We start from the raw sequence: 20,195 nt of genomic DNA, 5'->3' as shown, positions 1-20,195 counted from the left end.
CCGGTACGTTGAAGAAGTGATTAAGGAGTTTGCCGCCGAAGATACAGCGTCGTGTCGGTTTTAGCACGTTTCGCCGGACGCAAAAAGCGCTTTTCAGGCGAGTGCAAACCCGGTTTTTGACGCAGGCCCGGCCGGTTTTTCCGGTTGCCGGGCGAAAAAATCAGGGCTCCGGCCAACAGCAGAGACAAGCCAATCGACCCAAACGCAATCGGACGCGTGGGTAACTGAAACACCGGCCGAAAGAACGCCCGGGTTTCGTCATCCGAGAATAATTCCCGGAAATCCGAGCCCGTGTTATCGTCCTGCGGTTCCATGCGGTTTACAGTTTTTGGGTCAGGCTCAGTCCGAAAGCGGTTCGGGTTGTTCCGGGCAGCGGTTGCGCCGAAAACCCGAATCGGGCGGTGGCCAGGGTTCGGTTGTATTGCGTGACGGCTTTGCGCACCTGGGTATTTCCGATCAGCGACAGACCCAGCGTAACCCCAATGGACCCAAAATACACGGTCCAGTATTCGCCGGAACGGGTGTAGGTATTCCGGGAGCGGGTCAGCACATAAATCAACGGCACCACCGCAACGACCTGCCCCACCGTCGACAAGGTTCGGAAGATCCGGAAGTGTCGGTTGACAAGGCCATCGTTCAGTTCATGAAAAGGAATTTCGAGCGAATTGGGCGAGCGGAGCCGTTTGCCCCCGTAAAAGTAAGCGCCGTAAGCGCGTTCGATGGGCTTCAAATGCGCCGGAATCGCCCGGCCTGACCGGTAAAAAGTAGAATCGGCGGGGCGCTGGGCAGCGGCCGTCCCCAGAATCCCGATACTGAACAGAATGAAAAAGAAATAACGCATAGTCTGGTAACGCTCACGCACTCGTTGGTATTCTGCCCGATAATAGCAAAAAGAAGTGAGAAAAAGATGAAACCACGCCGTCATCGGGCTCACTTTCTCAATCCTTTTTCCAGGAAATTCATTATTCGCTAAAAAACCGGGTTGACGGGAATCATTTTTCGGTTACCTTTGTACTGTAATAAATTCTATTACAGAATGAACAACAGCCGGTTTTCGATAGCCATGCACATTCTGACCCTTTTATCAAAGGCCAGCGGTGAACTATTGTCTTCGGAATACCTGGCCGGCAGCGTGAACATTAACCCGGTTTTGATTCGGAAAGAAATCAGCAATCTGCGCAAACACGGCCTGGTAACGAGCAAAGAAGGCAAGAATGGCGGCAGTCTGCTGGCCAAACCGGCGGACCAGATTCTGCTTTCGGCGGTTTATCAGGCCGTGCGCCAATCGTCTTTGCTCGGTCAGAACCGGAACAGCCCCAACCCCGCCTGTCCGGTGGGCCGTCAGATTAACAATCACCTGGGGCAGCTTTTCGAGGAGGCCGAACAGGCGTTGATCGCCCGGCTTGATCAGAAAACCCTGGCTGATTTTAGCAATGAGTTTGTTTAATTTTTTTGAACAAAACTGTAATATTTTTTAATACAGTTAAGTACCAGTAATCCAATTATCCCTTTTAAAACTATGAAAATTGCATTGATCGGAGCTTCGGGATTTGTGGGTTCCAGTTTGTTGAAAGAAACCCTCGAGCGGGGTTATGAGGTAACAGCCCTAGTACGGCATCCGGAAAATATTACGGTTTCGGATCCGAACCTAACGGTAAAACAAGGCGACGCCCAGCAGGAAAACGAGGTTGCTGCGCTGGTGGCGGGCCACGACGCCGTGGTGAGCGCCTACAATCCGGGCTGGACAAACCCCAACATTTACGCCGATTCGCTGGTGGGTTTGCAGGCCATTCAACAGGGCACGAAAAATGCCGGGGTCAGGCGCCTGCTGGTCGTTGGTGGCGCGGGCAGTCTGGAAGCCGCGCCGGGTGTTCAACTGGTCGATACGCCCCAGTTTCCGGCCGAGTGGAAACCGGGTGCGCTGGCGGCCCGCGATTACCTGACGATTTTGCAGAAAGAAACGGAACTGGACTGGACGTTTTTGAGCCCGGCCATTCTGCTGGAACCGGGGGAGCGGACCGGGAAGTTCCGCCGGGGTCTCAACCAGCCGGTTTTTGACGAAAGCGGAGCCAGCAAAATTTCGGTGGCCGATCTGGCCGTTGCGATTTGCGACGAGCTCGAACAGAATCAGTACATTCGGCAACGGTTCACGGTCGGTTATTAGGGAGCCTGAAACCGGAGCGCGGACGAATCAATGGCGCGGATTTGAGCGGAATGAAATCGGTTTCATCCGCGCTCCGGTTTTTCATTAAACGAACGGAACGATGGCACACACTAATTGGTAAGTGGGAGCGATAAATAGAAGGTCGTACCGGCACCCGACTCGCTTTCAAACCAGAGTTTTCCCTTTTGCATTTCGGCGTATTCCTTACAAAGAAACAGTCCGAGACCCACGCCTTTTTCGTGATTTGTGCCGAATGTCGAGCGCGATTTTAACGAAAAGATTGTTGCTTGATCATCCGATAAAATACCGATCCCGTTGTCTTTTATAACGATCAGACAGGTTCGATCATACACTACCGTTTCAATTGAAACCGTGCCGCCAGAGGCCGTAAATTTAATCGCATTTCCGACCAGATTCCGCACAATAAGGGACAGCATATTAGTATCCGCCAACACGGTAAAATCGGTATGCATGGTGTGCGTTAAATGGATATTTTTTTTATCGGCCAGTGGTTTATAAATCTCAAGAATTGGTTTTAAGACGCCGTACATAGCAATGGGTGTAAGATGCATCGTTACACCGTTCATCTGATTTGACGACCAGGATAACAGATTGGTCAGCATCTCCTGCGTATGACTGACAACCCCCAGCAATTCTGATTTAATCGTCTTCCGTTGCTCCTCCTCCAGATTGGTTTCCCGAATGATTTCAAGGTACTGCTGAATCGAAGCCAGCGGAGATCTCAAATCGTGCGAAATAATGGAGAAAAGTTTGTTCTGCTCGGCGTTAAGTTGCTTCAAAACCGCCGATTTCTCCTCGACCAGCCGCTGTTCGGCCTTGTAGGCTCTCCTGAAAAAATACGTTGCCAGATAAATCATGACAATACTGACCAGGTAGGTGGAGGCTACATCGATCGTGTGATTTAAACGGTTTGAATAAAAGGCTTTAACACTTTGCGGATAGATGTATTCGATGGTGAGTAGACCAAATACAAGGATTAAATTAAAGATCAACCAGAATAAATACTGCCGGGATGGCGCGACAATTGACAATAAAAAATAGATCAGCATAAAGAGCAGCAACGACGAGCCCACCAGCCCGGCGTTAAAGAAATAATTTACGGCCAACAGGAAACTGATGAGAATTCCGGCCGTAGTAATGCTGATATAAAACTTATTTTTTATTCGGGAGAGATAATATAAAAAAGAAAACAGGATAAAAAGAAGGAGCGAAATGAGCGATGCTTCCATTAAACCGATGGAATAATTAAACGGAATATTATACACCATCGCCAGAATTCCTACCACGCATATTGAATTAAAAATGCGGCTTTCAAGCGTCGTATTTCCCGGTTCGCCAACCAGAGAGCTAAAAAGTTTTCGTAAGGAGTTGAACGGTAAAGTTTTTTCCAAAGTCGTTTCCGATAATAGCGACATAAAAATAGGTGATTAACGCCTAAGTTTAATCACCTATTTTTACAAAATATAAATAATTACAAGACTATTTTACAACTTTTAGCGTACCCTGCATCAGCGAAGCGTGCCCTGGAAAGGTACAAACATATTGATAATCACCGGGAACCGTTGGAGCCACAAAATAAAGTGCTTCCGAACTTTCGGGCTGCATCAGGTTGGTATGAAACAATACGTTCGGGGTCACCGGCACGTACTGCATCCTGGACCCGTTCAGATTCAGCTTTAAAGCCGCATCACCGACCACAGTGGCCGTCGCCGGTTTGACGATTACGCAATTGTGCAGCATGTCGTCGTTGTTGCTGAAAATCCACTTGACGCGACTTCCGGCCTTCACTTCCACCTGCGTTTTGTCAAATTTCAAGCCCGGCACCGTGCCGATCGTAATCACCTGATCAGGACCATTCGTCCAATCGGCGGGCTGTTCAGTAACTCGTTTGGCGATGGCCGTCGCTTTACCTTTCGCGCCCGCAACCGGCAGCCCGGTTTTCGTCGAAGCCAGGGCCATGTCGGCGTGATTGTGTTTCACAGGAGCCGCAATTGTCAGCTTCGTACCCGGCGCAATGTGGTTGAGCGTGTAGTACCCGGTGTTGTGCAGCAAAGCCAGCCCGGCCGCCGACTTGATGCCTTCGGCTTTTACCTCGTGAACATAGCCCTCGCGCAAAACCGTATCCGCTACGATGCGAACTTTCAGACCGTTATCAGCCACCACGACGCCCCGAATCGGCACGGGCCGCGCATCTTCAACCGGGCTGCCGTAGATTTTATGGTATTTATAGGTAAAGCTGTTCAGGCTGTAGGACGCCAGATTCTCGGCGGTTTTCTTGTCGACCGGCAACGTAAATTCTACCTCAAAACCGTCGGGCATCGAGCGGATGGCTTTCATTTCAAACGGAGTCAGGCCCGTCCAGGCCAGGCGCTGAACACCAAACGGATCTTTGCCAGTGGCGGCCCAGCCCCGGCTGGTTTGTCCGACAAACATGGAACCATCAAGCCCCCAGGCCATCCGCAGAATACCGGACTGGAAGCCCGACCGGAACGGAAAACACGCGCCCTGGTATTTGCCATCAACTTTTTCCAGAAAAACGCGCATCACCTTGCTGTGGCCCTGATCGCCCACAAACAACTGCCCGTCGAAAGGCCCGAACCGGTTGGCGGTCGTGTCTTCCAGAATATCGGAAGTCGAAATGCCCATCAGCGTGTGCGGAAACCAGATGGCCGGTTCTTTCAGATTGGGTACTGACTTCACCATGTCGTGCATGGGCTTGCCCGTGCTCGGCACATCTTCCGGTTTCAGTGTCAACGGTGAACCCGGTTCCGATGTCCACTTCAGGCCCGCCGGATTCCCGGCAAAATCCCCCAGTTCCAGGTGCGTCATTCGGCCCGATCCGACCCAGTCACCCTGGTTTTCGGTGTAAAAAATGCTGCCATCGCGCAGGGCCCGGTAACTCGACGGTGACCGCAAACCGGTAGCAAACGGTTTGATCTCGCCTTTCTCGTTTACTTTCACCATCCAGCCCCGCCATTTGGACAGACTGGCTCCGCGCCCGATCCAGCCGAGGTTCAGCGTAATCAGCATATCGCCATCCGGTAAAAAAAGCGGACCGTATGAATACTCATGGTAATTACCGGACAACGGCCACTTCACAATAGACTGGTATTCGTTGGCTTCATCGTCGCCGTCGGTGTCGATCATCTTGGTCACTTCGCCCCGTTGAGTGGCGTATAAAGCGCCCTGGTGCCAGGCCAGCCCCAACGGTTCGTGCAAGCCGTAGGCAAACCGCTTGTACTGCGGCACCCGGCTTCCTTTCATGTACGGATTGCTGATGAGCCAGACTTCGCCCCGGCGGGTCGAAACCCCGAGCCGACCGTCGGGCAACACGGCCATTCCACCCACTTCCAGTTGGACACCGGCCGGAACCGGAACGGTAATGAGCCGGTAATAATCATCTTCCGTCAGCGGACGCTGGGCCATCGCCAGGGAAGAAAGGGTAAGCAAAAAAAGGAGAAACACGAGTCGGTTTTTCATATTTTTATGACTAGGCAATTCGGGAGCCATTTTCAGTTTTTCGTTCGGTTTGTAACAGGGTAACCGCCCCATCATTGCCCAGCGCCCCCAGCACCAGGCACTCACTTTTGAAGGTGGCAATTTGCTTGGGCGGAAAATTAAGTACCGCAACAATCTGCATACCAAGCAAATCCACAGGCTGGTAAAGCTTCGTTAACTGGGCCGATGAGCGTTTGATGCCTTTCGCACCAAAATCAATCGTTAGTTTGTAAGCCGGTTTTCGGGCTTCCGGAAACGCATCGACGGCGACAATCGTACCGGTTGCAATCTCTATTTTTTCAAAGTCGGCCCACGAAATGTCATTTTCCATGGGCTACCACAAAAGGGTATATTGCACCGTTGCCGACCCATTTTTCATCGTCACCGGCATCACCAGTTCCTGCCGCCCCGAACGACTGCGCACCGTCGGTTTTGCTTTCGCATCGAACCGGAGGTAATACTTGCCATCGATGGAATACAGCCCTTTGGCGACTTCTTCCAGCAACGTACCTGACGCCAGCCGGCAATACAACGATTCGTTATCGGGGCCTTTGACCGCCAGCGTCCGGGTGAACGATTTGCCATCGGCATCCGGCAAAACCGCATCCTGAATGTCCAGATCCCGCAGCCGGTACCGGGTGATCGGGAAGCCCTGTTTATCCATCGACAGCCCTTTGTATTTCCACTCATTGTCGGACAGACTATCGGGCCAGTACTGGGTCGGATTCGCCAGCAGGGCCAGCGGATTCTGAGCCGACAAAACCGCCAGCGTACCCAGCGGTTTCAGCAATTGCGGCTCTCCGCGTTCGTACCACATATCGGTCACATCGGCAAAAGCACCCCGCCACACCTGCAACAAGGCACCCTGGTTCAGATCGACGGTGTAGTTCAGGCCCGACGGACTGCCAACCGAGATGCAGTGGGTTTTCTTTTTGGAGCCAAAATTCACAAACGAGCGAATGACGGCCGGTTTGATACCGGGTTCAACGTCGATCTCGCCGACGGGATCCGGTTCGGGCAGTGAAGCACGCGGGTGCAGGGCCTGAAACTTGGTATCGGGCGCCGAAATAAAGAAGCCCAAACCGGGCCGGGGCCACGACCGGCCGAAGAACAGGGTAAACGGATGATTGCCCGCCGTCAGGTTGACTTTGGCCGTGTTCATATACCCCAGATCAAGCCGTTTGTTGGCAATCACCTCTTTACCGTCAATTGCCAGCGACGCAAAACCGCCCTGTTGCAAAGCTAGTGTATAGGGCCCGGCTTTATCGACCACCAGATCGCCGGTGTAGACAATGCCGTGCCAGCGCGGCTGCCCAAACGACACTTCGTAGGTCAGGGCCGAAACCGTATCTTCCTTGACCAGCTTCAGGTTGGCTAATTCGGCCTGCGAGATGGTTTCGGTCTTGTTCTCGTATAACTTGTACCGGATGTTGGTCAGTTTCGCCACCGGCCGATCCGTAATCAATTGATACCCCATATTCCGGATGGCCACCGTACCGGTTTTCACCGTCAGCAGAACCGAACCGGCAGCACCGCCGGCTGCGCGGGGCAACATCAGATTTTCGTGCAGCGTGACGCCATTGAGCGCCATTTTCTCCAGGGTAACCGGGCCTGTTCCACCGCCCTGAATCTGCACTTCCAGCGGTTGCCACAAACCCGGCGCTTTGACGGCATTCTGCAAGGGTAACAAAGCCGAACGGCCTTCAATCGCGCCGAAGGTAGTCGTGTTGATGGCCGGACTGCCCCAAGTGTCGGCCAGACGAATGGCCGTCGAACCGAAGGAAAGCGTAGCTTCCGCTCCCGGCGACAACAGGACTTCCATCACCAGCCGGACATCGCTGGCGTTGGTCAGCAGGGAAACCGCCTGGCCCGGTGTGCCGACCAGCAACCCCGTACCGGTTTTTGTTTTCAGGTCCGCTTTGAAAGGGTTCGCCTGAATCGAAGCCGCCGGTTTCCAGTTGGCGGGCAGGGCCGACAGCCGATCCGTGGGCAAGGGCGTTAAGGATTCGTCAACCGATTGGGCCAAAACCGGCACGGTTCCCGACAGGAGCAGGAAGGCCGCTCCCCGGCGGAACCATCGTAGAATGGGATTCATCAAAATAAGTAAAGTTTCAGTGTTTAAAGCAATTAGTTGCAAGTCTGCCGGATTGACTGCTTATTTTGCAAAAGGGAAAGTAACCGTTTTTTTTACCCTAAATCAAACCCGAACTTTCGCATTCTACCGACTTGGTTTCGTAAAAATAATGCATTCCGGTTTTTTATTTCAGTAATTATTTCGGCAGATTTCAAATTTTTATCACCATGAAAAAACCGTTCTTCGTAAAGACTCGTCTTCTTTTTCTGACCGAATTCGCCATTGTGCTGCTGCTCTGGGCTTTTACGAATAAAAAAGCCGAAATTCATTTTGGGAACGTTTCCATTGGCTCGGCGGCTTTCCCGGCCCCCGACCCCGACAACGGCGGTCTGAAACTTACCACCGGTTTTGGTGCGCTGACGGTCGCCGAAGACCTGGGTTCGGCCCGGCACATCACGGTCGATCCGGCCGGAACCATCTTTGTCAAGCTGAACAAACTGAAGGACGGCAAAGGCATCGTTGAGTTGCAGGACACCAACGGCGACGGAAAAGCCGACAAAACCGTGTCCTTTGGCAACTACGCCGGCACCGGAGTGGCGATTTACAAAGGGTATCTGTACGCGTCGTCCGACACCTCGGTTTACCGCTACAAGCTGACCAACGGCCTGGTTGATCCGGCGACCAAACCGGAGCCCATTGTGGTGGGCCTGACGCTGCAACGGCAGCATGCCTCCAAACCGCTGGCTTTTTCGCCCGCCGGAAAAATGTACGTCACGTTTGGGGCACCGTCGAATGCGTGTCAGGAAAAAGACCGGCAACCCGGTTCGAAAGGTCAGGACCCCTGCCCGATTCTGGAAAATTACGGCGGCATCTGGGAGTTTGACGCCGACAAACTGAATCAAAAGCAAAGCGACGGAACCCGCTACGCCACCGGCATTCGCAATGCCGTGGCCATCGACTGGAATACGGCGTCCAATACGCTTTACGCCCTGCAACACGGCCGCGACAACCTCAACAACTGGGGCGGAAAATTCACTAACGAAGTAAGCGCCGAATTGCCGTCGGAGGAGTTTCTGATGGTAAAAAAAGGGTCGGATTTCGGCTGGCCATATTGCTACAACGACCACGAACAAAACAAAAAAATCCTGGCGCCCGAGTACGGTGGTGACGGCGCCAAAATTGACCGCTGCGCCGGTAAGGAAAAACCGATCATGGCATTTCCGGGCCACTGGGCCCCGAACGATGTGTTGTTTTACACCGGCAGTCAGTTTCCGGCCAAGTACAAAAACGGCGCGTTCATCTGCTTCCACGGCTCCTGGAACCGCGCGCCCTTGAAGCAAGGTGGTTATTTCGTCGCTTTTGTGCCGTTTGGTTCCGATGGAAAACCGTCGGGAAAATACGAAGTGTTTGCCGAAAACTTTGCGGGTGTGGCGGAACAAGGCCAGCCCGGCACGGATGCCAACGCGGGCAAACTCGACCTGTCCAGTCCGGGCGACGCCAAACACCGGCCGATGGGGCTGGCCCAGGGGCCGGAAGGATCGCTCTACATCACGGATTCGGTAAAAGGGAAAGTCTGGCGGGTGATGTATACGGCCAGGAAGTAAATGTTTTCGGGTACGGTTGTCGCCAGCCACGGAGGACCAAGCCCTTACTCGTATAAATCATCTACATTCAGCCTCGCCAGCTCGACCAGCAAACCGCTCAGTTTTTGAGTGACATCCTCAAAATAGCGTTTCCCTTTCTCGGCCGTGGCGGCTTTCGGATTGCCAATGCCGGTATCCGCCGTCACCTGCGACCATTTGCGTTCGGCCCACGCCCAGCCTTCCCGCAGACCCTGGACCTTCCAGGTTTTGGCCGCTCCGTCGCCGGCTTCGTCCAGCGGCAACACCAGATCCGGACGCAGGTGGAGCAACAGGCTCGTTTCCATTTCGTCGGCGTGGTCGCCTTTCGGCTCGTCGAAATACGTTGTTTTGTCCAGCGTATGAAACCAGGAGCAGGTGGTCAGGAACATATCCGGATAGCGGACGCCCAGTTCGCGCAGCATGGTTTTGAAATCATTGCCGCCGTGGCTGTTCAGAATCAGCAGCTTGCGGATGCCCTGCCGGTTCAGCACCTCGATGATGTCGTTCAGAATGGCTTTCTGCGTGCTCGGATACAGGTTGATATCCAGCAGAATATCCGTCTGTCCGGTATTGACGCCAAACGGCAGGGTAGGCAACACCATTACTTTAGCGCCCTGCTCCCACGCCAGCCGCGCCGACTCCGCGGCAATGGTGTCGGCTTCGATCACGTCCGTTGCGTACGGCAGGTGGTAATTGTGGGCTTCGGTGGCTCCCCAGGGTAGAATCACCAGGTCGATGGGGTGATCGTGAATGTGTTTCCAGTTGGCTTCGGCCAGAATATAGGGACGCATAATGAAAAGGTGTTTCGCAGCGTTTAGCAGAGTTCACTTGAGTTAAGCGGAGTTTTTCTCGGATCAGCTCTGATTTCTCCGCTAACCGCTGCGAAATAACCTTTTTATTTTCACACTCAAAAATCTTGTTCAAAACCATCTTTTCGTGTGCGGTTCCGTAGTAACTTGCCCCCATTCCCATCTCCACCGGCTATGGATAATGTTGAATTACTTTCCCGCATTCAGTTCGCGTTCACCATCGCTTTCCACTACATCTACCCACCCCTGAGCATCGGCCTCGGCGTCTGTCTGGTTTTTATGGAAGGTCTGTACCTAAAGACCAAAGACAAGGTGTATGAAGAACTGACCCGGTTTTGGGTCCGGATTTTTGCGCTCATTTTCGGAATTGGTGTCGCCACCGGCATCGTCATGGAGTTTGAGTTCGGTACCAACTGGGCCGTTTACTCCCGCTACGTCGGCGACATTTTTGGCAGTGCGCTGGCCGCCGAAGGAATTTTTGCGTTTGCCCTCGAATCGGCTTTTCTGGGCATTCTGATTTTCGGCTGGAACCGCGTCAGTCCGCGTGTTCACTTTCTGTCGACGGTGCTGGTGGCCCTGGGTTCGATGTTTTCGGCGCTCTGGATTGTCGTCGCCAATTCCTGGCAGCAAACCCCGACGGGGTACCGCATCGAGGGGGAAGGCATGAAGGCCCGCGCCGTGGTAACCGATTTCTGGGAAATGGTGTTCAACCCCTCGTCCATCGAGCGGTATTCGCACGTGCTGATCGGGGCGTTTCTGGCCGGATCGTTTCTGGTTTTGAGCGTCAGCGCCTGGTACATTCTGCAACGCAAGTACCTGGTTCATTCGCAAAAAGCGTTTACAATTGCGTTGTGGGTAGCCGCCATCTCGTCGCTGGGCCAGTTGTTTACGGGCCATAAATCCGCCGAGGTGATTACAGAATACCAACCCGCCAAACTGGCCGCCGTGGAGGGGCACTTCGAAACGGCACCGGCCGATATGTACCTGCTGGGCTGGGTCGATGCCGAAAAACAGACGGTCACCGGCCTGAAAATTCCGGGCGGTTTGTCGTTTCTGGTGCACCAGGATTTCAAAAAGCCCATTCCCGGCCTGAACAGTTTCAAACCCGAAAACCGCCCGGGCGCCGTCAATTTTGTTTTCCAGACGTATCACCTGATGGTGGCCATCGGCATGGCGCTGATCGGTTTGTGCTGGCTGGCCCTGTTTCTGTTGTACCGCCAGAAACTCTTCCAGACCCGCTGGCTGATGGCGGTTTTTGTCGGCTCGGTGCTGCTGCCGCAAATTGCCAACCAGGTGGGCTGGTACACCGCCGAAGTGGGCCGCCAGCCGTGGGTCGTTTACGGGTTATTACGAACGTCCGACGCGCTCTCGCAGGCCGTCAAAGCCGAGCACGTGCTGATCTCGCTCATCCTGTTCACGCTGGTGTACGTCATTCTGTTTCTGCTGTTCATTTACCTGCTCAACAAGAAAATCCAGCACGGCCCCGACGTCGATCAGAATGACCCGGAAACGCCAGACTCGAAATTGAATTATGAAGTATGAACGATGGATGATGAATTGATCAGGCTGCGAGATTTTTCTTTGTATTAAGAACAATGGTGCGAATCAATTTTAACAATCCGGAAGCATCATTGTAGATACTGACAAACTCGGCTTCCGTTAGGTAATCGGTTTCTTTTAACAATTCAAGCCAATACATGGATTCATCGCATTCCTTCTGGGCAATACCCATTTTGTTAATGAAATCCGCTTTGCTTACGGCATTATCGGCTTCACGAACATTCGCTCCAATCGACGTACCGGAGCGGATCAATTGTTTACTCAACACGTATTCTTGTTTTCGCTTGGTCAGATATTGAAACAAATGAATGACCCGAACGGCAAATTGAAAACTTTTCTTACGAACAATATTATCTCTTTTCATGGGCAGGACAGTAAATGATGATTGCCCAGAGCCAAAATCATTCCATTCATCGTTCATCGTTCCTAATCCACCATTCGAAAAACATGGACACCATCCTCGGTCTTGATCTTCCCACCTGGTGGTTTTTGCTGATCGGCGCGCTCATCAGCGGATACGGTATTCTCGACGGTTTTGACCTGGGGGCGGGGGCGCTGCACCTGTTTTTCCGAAAAGAACAAAGCCGCCGGATTGCCCTCAACGCCATCGGCCCGGTCTGGGACGGCAACGAAGTCTGGCTGGTCATTGGGGCCGGCGCCCTTTTTGCGGCCTTCCCGCTGGTGTACGGCACGCTGCTGTCGGTGTTTTACCTGCCCTTCATCGGCCTGCTGGTCGCCATTATTTTCCGGGCCATCTCCATTGAGTTTCGCAGCAAGGAAGAAATGAAATGGTGGCGCACAACCTGGGACGTCTGTTACTGCCTCTCCAGCACCAGCATTGCGCTGCTGTTCGGCCTGATTCTGGGCAACCTGATTCAGGGCATTCCGCTCGACAAAGACCACCAGTTTGTCGGACGGCTGCGGGATTTCTTCAATCCCTACGCCCTGCTGATTTCGGTGACGGTTTTGTCGTTGTTCATGCTGCACGGAGCCATGTATCTGGCCATGAAAACCGAAGACCGGCTTTACGCCCGGATGACGGTACTGATCAACCAGACCAGCAAGTTTTTCATTCTCTGCTTCATCACGGCGTCGATGGCCACGCTTATTTACGTGCCGCACATGGAAGCTATTTTCCACAAATACCCCGTCATGTTTGCCCTGCCGCTCACCGCCGTGCTGATTGTGCTGAACATGCGCCGGATGATCGAAAAACGGCGGTATTTGCGCGGCTTCATCTCATCGGGTGTCACCACGGCCCTGCTGCTGATCCTGTTTGCCTCGGGCCTGTACCCCAACCTGGTGCTTTCCAAAGTCGACGCGCGGGGCCACATCAGCATTTACGAAGCCGCTTCAACGGACGGATCGCTCCGGACCATGTTGCTATTTGCCGCCATTGGTATGCCGCTGGTGCTGACCTACACGGTTTTTGTGTTCTGGACGTTCCGGGGGAAAGTGAAGCTGGAGGAGCATAGTTATTAAAAGGGCTAGGGTGTTTCACAGCGTTAATCAGGGAACATCAGAGGTACACAGCGTATTTTTCTGATCGTCTCTGACATCCTCTGATTAACTCGGTGTAACAACCAAGCCTCAAAACCGCCCCAAAGCCACTTCCAGCACCTTGTCCTTGCCGGCGGCAAGATCCGCTTTCGTGTTCACCACCTGAATTTTGGGGGCAATTCCGATGCCTTCGTAATTCTTGCCGTCAGCGGCCCGGAAATCGCCCGGGGTCACGCTGTAAATCCAGCCATTGGGCAACTCCCGCTTCGGATTGTCGGAAAAAGCGCCGTAAGTTTTGTCGCCCAGCTGCGTCACCGTGGAAAGCTGGTTCATCGCCAGGGTAAACGTTTCGCCCGCGCTGGCCGTGATGCGGTTCGTCAGCAACACCACGGGTTTCGTGTACTGGCTTTTGCCGGTCGGTTCCACGTACCATTCAAGCGGGGCCGTGAAATCCGTGTGCCGTGGGCCGTTGCGAAACCGGGTCATCATGAACAATTTCCGCTCCGACGCAAACCGCCCGGCAACCTGCTGACTCGACCGGTCCAGACCGCCGGGATTGTTCCGGACATCAACCACCATGCCTTTCGTATCCGCCAGAGCCGCCAGCGCGTCGTCCAGCGCCTTGTCGTAAAAACCGGGTTCCAGCCCCAAATCCGTGATCAGGAGGTAGCCCACATTGCCCGCCAGTTTGCCATACAGCAACTTTACCCCATCGGGCGCACTGATTTCTCTGGCGTTCGGCACGTAGTGCTTCACCACCTCCAGGCTAAACTCATCCAGCGGATAGCTCGGGCCGCTGTCGTACCGGCGGTAACCGGGACCCGGTTTCAGCAACCAGAGGTGGCCGTTGTTCAACTCACCCAGCAGGCCGGACAACACATCAAACAGCTGGTCGTCCGACATTCCCGGTTTTACCCGCGCCCGGTATTTTTGTCGCATGGCATTCCAGTCCAGGTTCTGCACGTCAAACAAACCGTACATGCGGTCGAACTCCTGCCAGAGCAGGTCAAAATTGGATTCTGGCGTATTGGCCGGTTCCGGCCCGACCGTCAGATCATTACAGGCCGTCATAAACCCGACCAGCAGGCCCAGGAGGACGGTTTTTAAAAAATTCATTTTCATGATTAAAAGCGGGTTGTTTACCGAACTTGGCGTTGAAATTTATAAACTACTGAAAGTGAAGCCGTGTGGACCGCCGTACGAATCGCCCGTGGTTCGGAATACCGCAGCCAGCCGTAGCGGTAGTCGGCCCGGAAAGCCAGTCGCTGGCTCAGATCGAAACGGTAGCCCATGCCCAGTTGCGGATTCAGAAACCGGGTTACGGTGGTCAGCCGCGTTCCGTCGAAAAAGGTGGCAGCCTCCGAGCGGTTGGGTTTCGAGACCACGTTGCTGTAGGGCATCCGGCTGACAGCCGCCAGAACCGGCAGCGACGCCTGAACGTCAATGGTGCTTTTCCGGCCCAGTTGCAGGCTGGTCTGGTAAAGCACGCTCAGTGCCGCCGAGTTCATCGTCCAGGTGGTCAGCGCCAGCCCATCCGCATACCCGAACGTGTCGTGAATGCCCACGCCCAGCCAGGTTTTCCGGTGACTGCTCTGGTGGACCAACCGACGGTATTCCAGTTCGAAACTCGCCCGGTAAAGCGTCGGAACCAGCCAGAGTGGTTGCTCCTGTTCCGGCGAAAATTTGATGCCCCGAATGCCTAAGGAGGGCGCGATCAGGTCGGCAAAACCGGCCTGGAGGGCAAACCGCCAATTATTTTTCGTCGTCTGCCGGGTGTAAGTCAGCCGACCACCGTTCAGATTGGCGACGTAGTGCACCGGCGACACCTGCAAATCCCGCAGGTGAAACGTTTCCCGAACATAGCCGACGTGCAGTTCCGAAACGGTTTTGGGGGATTGCGCATGGGCAACAAGACTCCCCACCGACAGCAGCGCTGCCGAAAATAGTGTTTTCATAACCTGTTCGTATTGGTTGGTAATTAATGGATGGTAAAATGGCTTCCGGCCGGAGTCGCAGACTCCTGAATCAGTTGCAGCGCCTGCTTCAGGGCCCGGTTGTTGCCCGTCAGCACATCCTCGACCGTCGGCACCACGCGATGATCCGGAATGATGCCCTGACCGGGCTTTAAGGTGGTCGGCAGGTTGGCCATCTGGTAGCCGAACATCCCGATGCCGAGATCAATTTTGGAGTTTGGCAATTGCGTGATGGTAAAAATGCCGCTGTTGTCGCCCACGTAGCCGCCACCGGTTTCCTGTCCGACAAAAACCGCCCGTCGATCGGCGTGCACCCGGGCCGCAAACTCGGTCGTTACCGAAAAACTAAGGCCATTGACCAGCACCACCAGCTTTCCGTGAAAGGCATCTGGCTTCGGTTTCTGCATTTTCAAACCGGCCTGTTTGGTAAACACGTATCCATCGCCCCGCCTTTTCACCACCAGCCATTTAAAGCACCGGTAAAGCGGTGGCGTCCAGGCCGGAAACGAGTAATTCTTCTTTTGCCGGACGCGGATGTGATCGTAATAGCGGAACGGTTTCCGGGCCAGATACTGGTAGAGCAGCAGCCCGTAATTTTCTTCGCCACCTTCATTGTTTCGTACATCAAGCACCAGATTTTCCACCTGTTTTTCCCTCAGTTCGCGAAACGATTCCTTTAAAAAAACCGCATAATCCTGTTCTTTTTTGTCGTCCCAAAACCGCTCGATGGTCATGGTGGCCGTCTTCTGGTGGCCCGAAAACGTCAGCCGAAACGGCAACTGGCCGGTTGCTTTGTGTTTTTCCCGATGCGCCTTGATCCGGTCTACTGAAACGGACGGAAGTTGGGCGGTTTTTTCCTCGTTTTCAAACCGATACCGGACTTCGTGCGTATCCGGCGCGGCAATAAAGGTGGCGTAATAACCAGCGAAAAAGTGGTTTAGATCTTCGTATTTTCCGGTGGTGGTCGCGCCGTCGGCAAACGTCATGTTGGGCAGCAGGTTTTGAAGGATCGCATCCACCGGCTGGCCGTTCATCCGGAGCAGCTCGGCGCCGTTCGGGACGGTTTCGTCGCCGTAACTTCCAACGACCCAGATCCGGTTTTCCACCACGTACACCTTCAGCGGAAACAATTGGGTGGTGTTGAAGGGATAGTGTTCATCCTGCCCCGCCGGAATCCATTTGATGTGTCCGTCTTTCAGCGCCACCAGCAGCGGTACCATCGTGACGTAAAATTCCTGCTGCGTCATCGGCCGATTCAGCCGCGCCTGCGTTGCCGTAAAAAGGGAATCGAATGTCGCCTTGGGCGTGTAGCGATACGGGTTCGGATGCACCTCATTCAGCGCCGTCCTGAAGCGGGTGAAGTCGGCACCCAACTGCTCCGGCGACAGTGTTTGCGCCGACGCGACGGCGCAACCGATCAGGAGGAGCAGCGAAAGTAAAGATCTGGTTTTCATGGCATTTGCTGTTATCGTTGAACGCAACAAAGCTGCCCGAAAAAAGCCGCTGCCCCAACGTAGCCCGCACTGAACTGTGCACTTTTGCATCCGAAGCGTCGGATTTCACTCCCCTAACCAAACTTTAAATTCCCCGGCTTTTTCGCGGCTGACGATAACTTCCTCGTCGAAAGCCGGTCGCAGGCTAACTTTCAGCTTCCCGTTAAAGTACAAATTAACTTTGTCGATGGCCCGCAGTTCGGCGATGACCTGGCGGTTGAGCCGGAAAAACCGGCGGGGATTGAGTTGAGCCGCTAATTCATCCATCGAATAATCCACCATCCAATCGTGTTCGTCGCGGGTTTTGATGAACGATAGCTTGTTCCGGGTGAAAACATAGGCGATATCGTCGATCGGGACGGAAAACAGCCGCTGCCCCTGTTTGACCAAAAACCGGTCGCGATACGTGGGGCCGCTGCGGGCGTTTGACGACGGGCCGGGTTGCTCCGGTTCGGCCCCCGACGATGCCGCCATTTTTCGCAAAAGGTGGGCCAGCGAGGTTGGCAAGTCTTCGGTTTGCGCCAGAAGCGTTTCTTTCAGGCTCTGCAACTTGGCCAAAGCCGCCCGGAGGTCAGCCTCTTTGACCGGTTTCAGCAAGTAATCGATGCTGTTGACTTTGAAGGCTTTGATGGCGTACTCGTCGTAGGCGGTGGTGAAAATAACCGGGCTCCTGACGGGTATCTGGTTGAAAATCTCGAAACTTTGCCCGTCGGCCAGTTCGATGTCCATCAGAATCAGATCCGGTTTGGGATGGTTTCGCAACCACGCCACCGATTCTTCCACGCTGACGGTCAGACCCACAATGTTGGCGGACGGTTCCACGTCCTGGACCATTCGCTGAAGCCGCCGGGCCGTGGCTTCCTCATCCTCTATTAGCAGAATATTCATAATCGCTTGCCTGAATCAGGGGAATCATGACCTGAAAGCATTCCTCGGTTTGCCGGATGACCACTTCGGGCTGTTTCAGGAGCCGGTATTTGGCCCTGATGTTGGCCAGTCCGGTTTGATTTGAAAAAACCGGGTTGGGCTTTTTTCGTAAGGTATTGACAATAAACAAATTATTAACCTCGTCGGTGTAAATCCGGATCAGCAGCGGCTTGTTGGGCAGCGCCACATTGTGTTTGACGGCATTTTCGACCAGCAGTTGCAGCGTCAGCGGGGGCACCAGAAAACCGTACAGCCGCTCATCAATGTCTACGTCCAGCTCGACACTGCGCCCAAACCGCATTTGCAGCAGGTTAAAATAGGCCCGAATCATGCTTAATTCGTTGTCCAGCGTCGTGAGGGGCTGTTCGTTGGTTTGCAGCACATACCGATACACCGACGCCAGTTCTTCGATAAACCGCTCGGCCTGCCTGGCATCTTCGGACACCAGCGACGACAACGTACTGAGGCTATTGAACAGAAAATGCGGATTGATCTGCGCCTTGAGCGAATCGAGCTGGCTTTGCAGATTTTCTTTTTTGAGTTGTTCGGCTTCGTAATAGGTCGCCCACCACTGGCGGTAGAGGTGTTGCCCTTCGTAGATGGCGGCAATCGGCAGCGTAAACAGAAACGAAACCAGCGTGGTGACCCAGTAGGTGCCCCCCGGCAGCGGATAGCCCCAGAACTGCGTAACGTCATAGATATACGTCACCGTCACCCGCTGGATGATGGTGGCTCCGACGAACCAGCCCAGCTCCAGCAAAATCCGGCGGGTGGTCTGGTTGAGCCGGGGAAATTTCCGCCGGGCGAGCAGAATGCCCTGCCGGTTGACTTCCAGCAGGATCGTCCACTCGATCAGGCTGATGAGCAGGGCGTTAAACCAGCTAATGTCTTCCGGACCGTTGTCGGGCTGGTAAAACACAAAGTTGGCCACCAGCGACACCACCAGAATCCCAAGCACCCGCAACCACCGGTCGTTCAGTTTTTCCATCGTTTCGTAAAGATGCGGGAAAAGCCGTTGAACCGAAAGATGGCCCCGCCGAAGTGTCGGAAAATAGAGCCTGAATGCGAAAAAACAGGATTGAAAAGCGAAAAACCGGCTAACGGGCGGAGCGAAAAAAACTGCCCCCTCGGTATACCGAGGGGGCGGTTTTGTAAGTCGGGAACGTCTTATAACTTGATTCCGAGCTTTTTGGCAATATCGGCAAACATTTCCGGATCGATTTCATCGTCTCCGGGAGCGTTGAGCTGCGGTTCTGCTTCGAGGTCCGGCACCGGAAAGCCTTCGGGGTGTCCAAACACCACTTCAACCTCCTGCCCGTCGTCGGGGTGCGTACCGTTCCAGATCAAACCGGCTTTCTGGTAATCGTCCTTGCTGAAGGTGTACAGTTTCAGGTGCAGCTTGTTTTCCATGAACTTCCGTGCTTCCGGGAAGGCGTTGTTGCTCAGGTTCGGAATGGGCAGCAGTTTGGTCACTTCCACCCCGGTCAGTCTTTCGAGTGCCTTGGCATACGCCACAACGTGCAGACCGCCCCGCACCAGGAGGTAACCGATCATGGTCCGGGCCGTCGGATCGCTCACCATTTCATAGACCCGCATCTTGTTGGCCCGCGCCCCGCATTCCAGGAAGAAGTTATGCAGCAAATCCATTTTCAGGTTTCCGCTGCTGAACACGTTTTGTCCGGTCCAGAAGTGCCCCATCGAATCCATCGGCAAAGCCGCCTGGCCGCTGGCAATGAAATGGTGGGTGTTGCGGGCGTCTACCGCATCGGCCAGGGGCGTGGTGGTCGGGTCCATGCCGCGCTTGGACGTTCCCGTTAAAAGCAGATTGACGGTATAAGCCACCACTTCGATGTGACCGTATTCTTCCCCCGCAATGCTGCTGATGACATCGTAAAACGGCCGGATTTTTTTGCGGCCCCGAAAGTTGAAGGATTGATACGTGTAGTTCATCAGGGTGGACATTTCCCCGAATTTTCCACCGAGCAGTTCCTGCACAGCTGCCGCATCATTGGGCGACGGATTCTTGGGAGTGGGCAGCTCAATCGGCAGCCGATCCATTTTTAAAATCATAACACAGCTGGTTTAGATAAAACGATTCGTTTTATCATCAACAACCCGGTCCGGATAGAGTTGGAAGTCTGGAAACGGGACAAAAACGGCGTTTGGCTAATTGCCTAACTCAAAGGCTTTTTGCGGTGTCTGCTTAAAAAGTTGTTAGCCAACGGCCCGGATTTTAAGCCATTGAAACCGCCGGTTTTCCCTTTGGACGGACTGCTCCGGCGTAAACCACCTACCCCCGTAAAATCCAGGAAATAGCGGAATAGCAACTCTCAATGTGCCAGGCCAGCGTCGTCCGGCCCAACACCGCCAGCGTGGCCAGACAAACCGGAAACCACAAGCCCACCAGCAGGGGTCCGAGCGTTGCCCGCCCGGTAGCCGCTTCGCAACCAGGGCCATTACGCCCACCGGAATCCAGCACAAAAAAGAAGCGGTTTTTTCGCCCGGCAGGATGATCTGGTAGATATTCGACCCGTTGGCGACGGTCAGCGCTCCT

Annotated in this window: 20 protein-coding genes; 5 read left to right on the top strand and 15 right to left on the bottom strand. The window is 54.0% G+C overall.

The window, feature by feature from the left end:
- Positions 1 to 20: 20 nt before the first annotated feature.
- A complete protein-coding gene (locus ACYVHX_RS06175; protein ID WP_460670755.1) occupies positions 21 to 314 on the bottom strand; it encodes a hypothetical protein in 294 nt (97 codons plus the stop codon).
- A gap of 5 nt (positions 315 to 319) precedes the next feature.
- Positions 320 to 841, bottom strand: coding sequence for a hypothetical protein (locus tag ACYVHX_RS06170; RefSeq protein ID WP_460670754.1), 522 nt, complete (start codon positions 839 to 841; stop codon positions 320 to 322).
- A 195-nt stretch (positions 842 to 1,036) separates the two neighbouring features.
- Between ACYVHX_RS06170 and ACYVHX_RS06165 the strand changes: the two genes are divergently transcribed.
- Positions 1,037 to 1,447 carry an Rrf2 family transcriptional regulator gene (locus ACYVHX_RS06165; RefSeq protein ID WP_460670753.1) on the top strand — a complete coding sequence of 137 codons (411 nt, stop codon included), beginning with the start codon at positions 1,037 to 1,039 and terminating at the stop codon, positions 1,445 to 1,447.
- 72 nt (positions 1,448 to 1,519) lie between these two features.
- Positions 1,520 to 2,164: an NAD(P)-dependent oxidoreductase gene (locus ACYVHX_RS06160; RefSeq protein WP_460670752.1), complete on the top strand. Its 645-nt coding sequence runs from the start codon at positions 1,520 to 1,522 to the stop codon at positions 2,162 to 2,164.
- Between the two features lie 110 nt (positions 2,165 to 2,274).
- On the opposite strand, the gene ACYVHX_RS06155 is transcribed toward ACYVHX_RS06160, so the two are convergent.
- The 4 genes from ACYVHX_RS06155 to ACYVHX_RS06140 all read right to left on the bottom strand — a co-directional run bounded on the left by ACYVHX_RS06155 (position 2,275) and on the right by ACYVHX_RS06140 (position 7,778).
- A complete protein-coding gene (locus ACYVHX_RS06155; RefSeq protein WP_460670751.1) occupies positions 2,275 to 3,450 on the bottom strand; it encodes a sensor histidine kinase in 1,176 nt (391 codons plus the stop codon).
- A gap of 214 nt (positions 3,451 to 3,664) precedes the next feature.
- The gene (locus tag ACYVHX_RS06150; RefSeq protein WP_460670750.1) at positions 3,665 to 5,665 is read right to left on the bottom strand and encodes a plastocyanin/azurin family copper-binding protein; all 2,001 of its coding nucleotides are present in this window, start codon (positions 5,663 to 5,665) and stop codon (positions 3,665 to 3,667) included.
- A gap of 10 nt (positions 5,666 to 5,675) precedes the next feature.
- Positions 5,676 to 6,014, bottom strand: a complete 339-nt coding sequence (locus tag ACYVHX_RS06145; RefSeq protein WP_460670749.1) for a tRNA-binding protein — start codon at positions 6,012 to 6,014, stop codon at positions 5,676 to 5,678.
- Positions 6,015 to 6,017: 3 nt separating this feature from the next.
- Positions 6,018 to 7,778 (bottom strand): PA14 domain-containing protein, encoded by a 1,761-nt coding sequence (locus tag ACYVHX_RS06140; protein ID WP_460670748.1) that lies wholly within the window; start codon positions 7,776 to 7,778, stop codon positions 6,018 to 6,020.
- Between the two features lie 206 nt (positions 7,779 to 7,984).
- On the opposite strand from ACYVHX_RS06140, the gene ACYVHX_RS06135 reads away from it, so the two are divergent.
- The gene (locus ACYVHX_RS06135; protein ID WP_460670747.1) at positions 7,985 to 9,361 is read left to right on the top strand and encodes a PQQ-dependent sugar dehydrogenase; all 1,377 of its coding nucleotides are present in this window, start codon (positions 7,985 to 7,987) and stop codon (positions 9,359 to 9,361) included.
- A gap of 44 nt (positions 9,362 to 9,405) precedes the next feature.
- On the opposite strand, the gene ACYVHX_RS06130 is transcribed toward ACYVHX_RS06135, so the two are convergent.
- Positions 9,406 to 10,170, bottom strand: a complete 765-nt coding sequence (locus ACYVHX_RS06130; protein ID WP_460670746.1) for a creatininase family protein — start codon at positions 10,168 to 10,170, stop codon at positions 9,406 to 9,408.
- A 192-nt stretch (positions 10,171 to 10,362) separates the two neighbouring features.
- On the opposite strand from ACYVHX_RS06130, the gene ACYVHX_RS06125 reads away from it, so the two are divergent.
- Positions 10,363 to 11,730 (top strand): cytochrome ubiquinol oxidase subunit I, encoded by a 1,368-nt coding sequence (locus ACYVHX_RS06125; protein WP_460670745.1) that lies wholly within the window; start codon positions 10,363 to 10,365, stop codon positions 11,728 to 11,730.
- Positions 11,731 to 11,749: 19 nt separating this feature from the next.
- On the opposite strand, the gene ACYVHX_RS06120 is transcribed toward ACYVHX_RS06125, so the two are convergent.
- Entirely contained in the window at positions 11,750 to 12,169 is a 420-nt protein-coding gene (locus ACYVHX_RS06120) for a four helix bundle protein (protein WP_460670744.1), read from the bottom strand.
- A gap of 26 nt (positions 12,170 to 12,195) precedes the next feature.
- Between ACYVHX_RS06120 and cydB the strand changes: the two genes are divergently transcribed.
- Positions 12,196 to 13,230, top strand: coding sequence for a cytochrome d ubiquinol oxidase subunit II (gene cydB / locus ACYVHX_RS06115; protein WP_460670743.1), 1,035 nt, complete (start codon positions 12,196 to 12,198; stop codon positions 13,228 to 13,230).
- A 108-nt stretch (positions 13,231 to 13,338) separates the two neighbouring features.
- Here cydB and ACYVHX_RS06110 read toward each other — a convergent pair whose 3' ends face one another.
- The 7 genes from ACYVHX_RS06110 to ACYVHX_RS06080 all read right to left on the bottom strand — a co-directional run bounded on the left by ACYVHX_RS06110 (position 13,339) and on the right by ACYVHX_RS06080 (position 20,120).
- The gene (locus tag ACYVHX_RS06110) at positions 13,339 to 14,370 is read right to left on the bottom strand and encodes a S41 family peptidase (protein WP_460670742.1); all 1,032 of its coding nucleotides are present in this window, start codon (positions 14,368 to 14,370) and stop codon (positions 13,339 to 13,341) included.
- A 17-nt stretch (positions 14,371 to 14,387) separates the two neighbouring features.
- A complete protein-coding gene (locus tag ACYVHX_RS06105; protein ID WP_460670741.1) occupies positions 14,388 to 15,203 on the bottom strand; it encodes a hypothetical protein in 816 nt (271 codons plus the stop codon).
- Between the two features lie 23 nt (positions 15,204 to 15,226).
- Positions 15,227 to 16,675: a S41 family peptidase gene (locus ACYVHX_RS06100; protein WP_460670740.1), complete on the bottom strand. Its 1,449-nt coding sequence runs from the start codon at positions 16,673 to 16,675 to the stop codon at positions 15,227 to 15,229.
- A gap of 105 nt (positions 16,676 to 16,780) precedes the next feature.
- On the bottom strand, positions 16,781 to 17,602 hold the full coding sequence (locus ACYVHX_RS06095) for a LytR/AlgR family response regulator transcription factor (RefSeq protein WP_460670739.1): 822 nt from the start codon (positions 17,600 to 17,602) through the stop codon (positions 16,781 to 16,783).
- Positions 17,577 to 18,629 carry a sensor histidine kinase gene (locus ACYVHX_RS06090; protein WP_460670738.1) on the bottom strand — a complete coding sequence of 351 codons (1,053 nt, stop codon included), beginning with the start codon at positions 18,627 to 18,629 and terminating at the stop codon, positions 17,577 to 17,579. Before ACYVHX_RS06090 ends, ACYVHX_RS06095 begins: the two co-directional genes overlap by 26 nt.
- Before the next feature lie 179 nt (positions 18,630 to 18,808).
- Positions 18,809 to 19,711: a manganese catalase family protein gene (locus ACYVHX_RS06085; RefSeq protein WP_460670737.1), complete on the bottom strand. Its 903-nt coding sequence runs from the start codon at positions 19,709 to 19,711 to the stop codon at positions 18,809 to 18,811.
- Between the two features lie 220 nt (positions 19,712 to 19,931).
- Entirely contained in the window at positions 19,932 to 20,120 is a 189-nt protein-coding gene (locus tag ACYVHX_RS06080; RefSeq protein WP_460670736.1) for a hypothetical protein, read from the bottom strand.
- Positions 20,121 to 20,195: the final 75 nt, after the last annotated feature.

The sequence above is a fragment of the Larkinella ripae genome, assembly GCF_054780775.1.
Note: the sequence above shows the minus strand (reverse complement) of the source record. Positions and strands in the feature narration are given on the sequence as shown.

Bases quoted from the DNA above. Each gene is read 5' to 3' on its own strand.
- ACYVHX_RS06175 (WP_460670755.1), bottom strand. From the start codon at position 314: ATGGAACCGCAGGACGATAACACGGGCTCGGATTTCCGGGAATTATTC.
- ACYVHX_RS06170 (WP_460670754.1), bottom strand. From the start codon at position 841: ATGCGTTATTTCTTTTTCATTCTGTTCAGTATCGGGATTCTGGGGACG.
- ACYVHX_RS06165 (WP_460670753.1), top strand. From the start codon at position 1,037: ATGAACAACAGCCGGTTTTCGATAGCCATGCACATTCTGACCCTTTTA.
- ACYVHX_RS06160 (WP_460670752.1), top strand. From the start codon at position 1,520: ATGAAAATTGCATTGATCGGAGCTTCGGGATTTGTGGGTTCCAGTTTG.
- ACYVHX_RS06150 (WP_460670750.1), bottom strand. From the start codon at position 5,665: ATGAAAAACCGACTCGTGTTTCTCCTTTTTTTGCTTACCCTTTCTTCC.
- ACYVHX_RS06145 (WP_460670749.1), bottom strand. From the start codon at position 6,014: ATGGAAAATGACATTTCGTGGGCCGACTTTGAAAAAATAGAGATTGCA.
- ACYVHX_RS06140 (WP_460670748.1), bottom strand. From the start codon at position 7,778: ATGAATCCCATTCTACGATGGTTCCGCCGGGGAGCGGCCTTCCTGCTC.
- ACYVHX_RS06135 (WP_460670747.1), top strand. From the start codon at position 7,985: ATGAAAAAACCGTTCTTCGTAAAGACTCGTCTTCTTTTTCTGACCGAA.
- ACYVHX_RS06130 (WP_460670746.1), bottom strand. From the start codon at position 10,170: ATGCGTCCCTATATTCTGGCCGAAGCCAACTGGAAACACATTCACGAT.
- ACYVHX_RS06125 (WP_460670745.1), top strand. From the start codon at position 10,363: ATGGATAATGTTGAATTACTTTCCCGCATTCAGTTCGCGTTCACCATC.
- ACYVHX_RS06120 (WP_460670744.1), bottom strand. From the start codon at position 12,169: ATGAACGATGAATGGAATGATTTTGGCTCTGGGCAATCATCATTTACT.
- cydB (WP_460670743.1), top strand. From the start codon at position 12,196: ATGGACACCATCCTCGGTCTTGATCTTCCCACCTGGTGGTTTTTGCTG.
- ACYVHX_RS06110 (WP_460670742.1), bottom strand. From the start codon at position 14,370: ATGAAAATGAATTTTTTAAAAACCGTCCTCCTGGGCCTGCTGGTCGGG.
- ACYVHX_RS06105 (WP_460670741.1), bottom strand. From the start codon at position 15,203: ATGAAAACACTATTTTCGGCAGCGCTGCTGTCGGTGGGGAGTCTTGTT.
- ACYVHX_RS06100 (WP_460670740.1), bottom strand. From the start codon at position 16,675: ATGAAAACCAGATCTTTACTTTCGCTGCTCCTCCTGATCGGTTGCGCC.
- ACYVHX_RS06095 (WP_460670739.1), bottom strand. From the start codon at position 17,602: ATGAATATTCTGCTAATAGAGGATGAGGAAGCCACGGCCCGGCGGCTT.
- ACYVHX_RS06090 (WP_460670738.1), bottom strand. From the start codon at position 18,629: ATGGAAAAACTGAACGACCGGTGGTTGCGGGTGCTTGGGATTCTGGTG.
- ACYVHX_RS06085 (WP_460670737.1), bottom strand. From the start codon at position 19,711: ATGATTTTAAAAATGGATCGGCTGCCGATTGAGCTGCCCACTCCCAAG.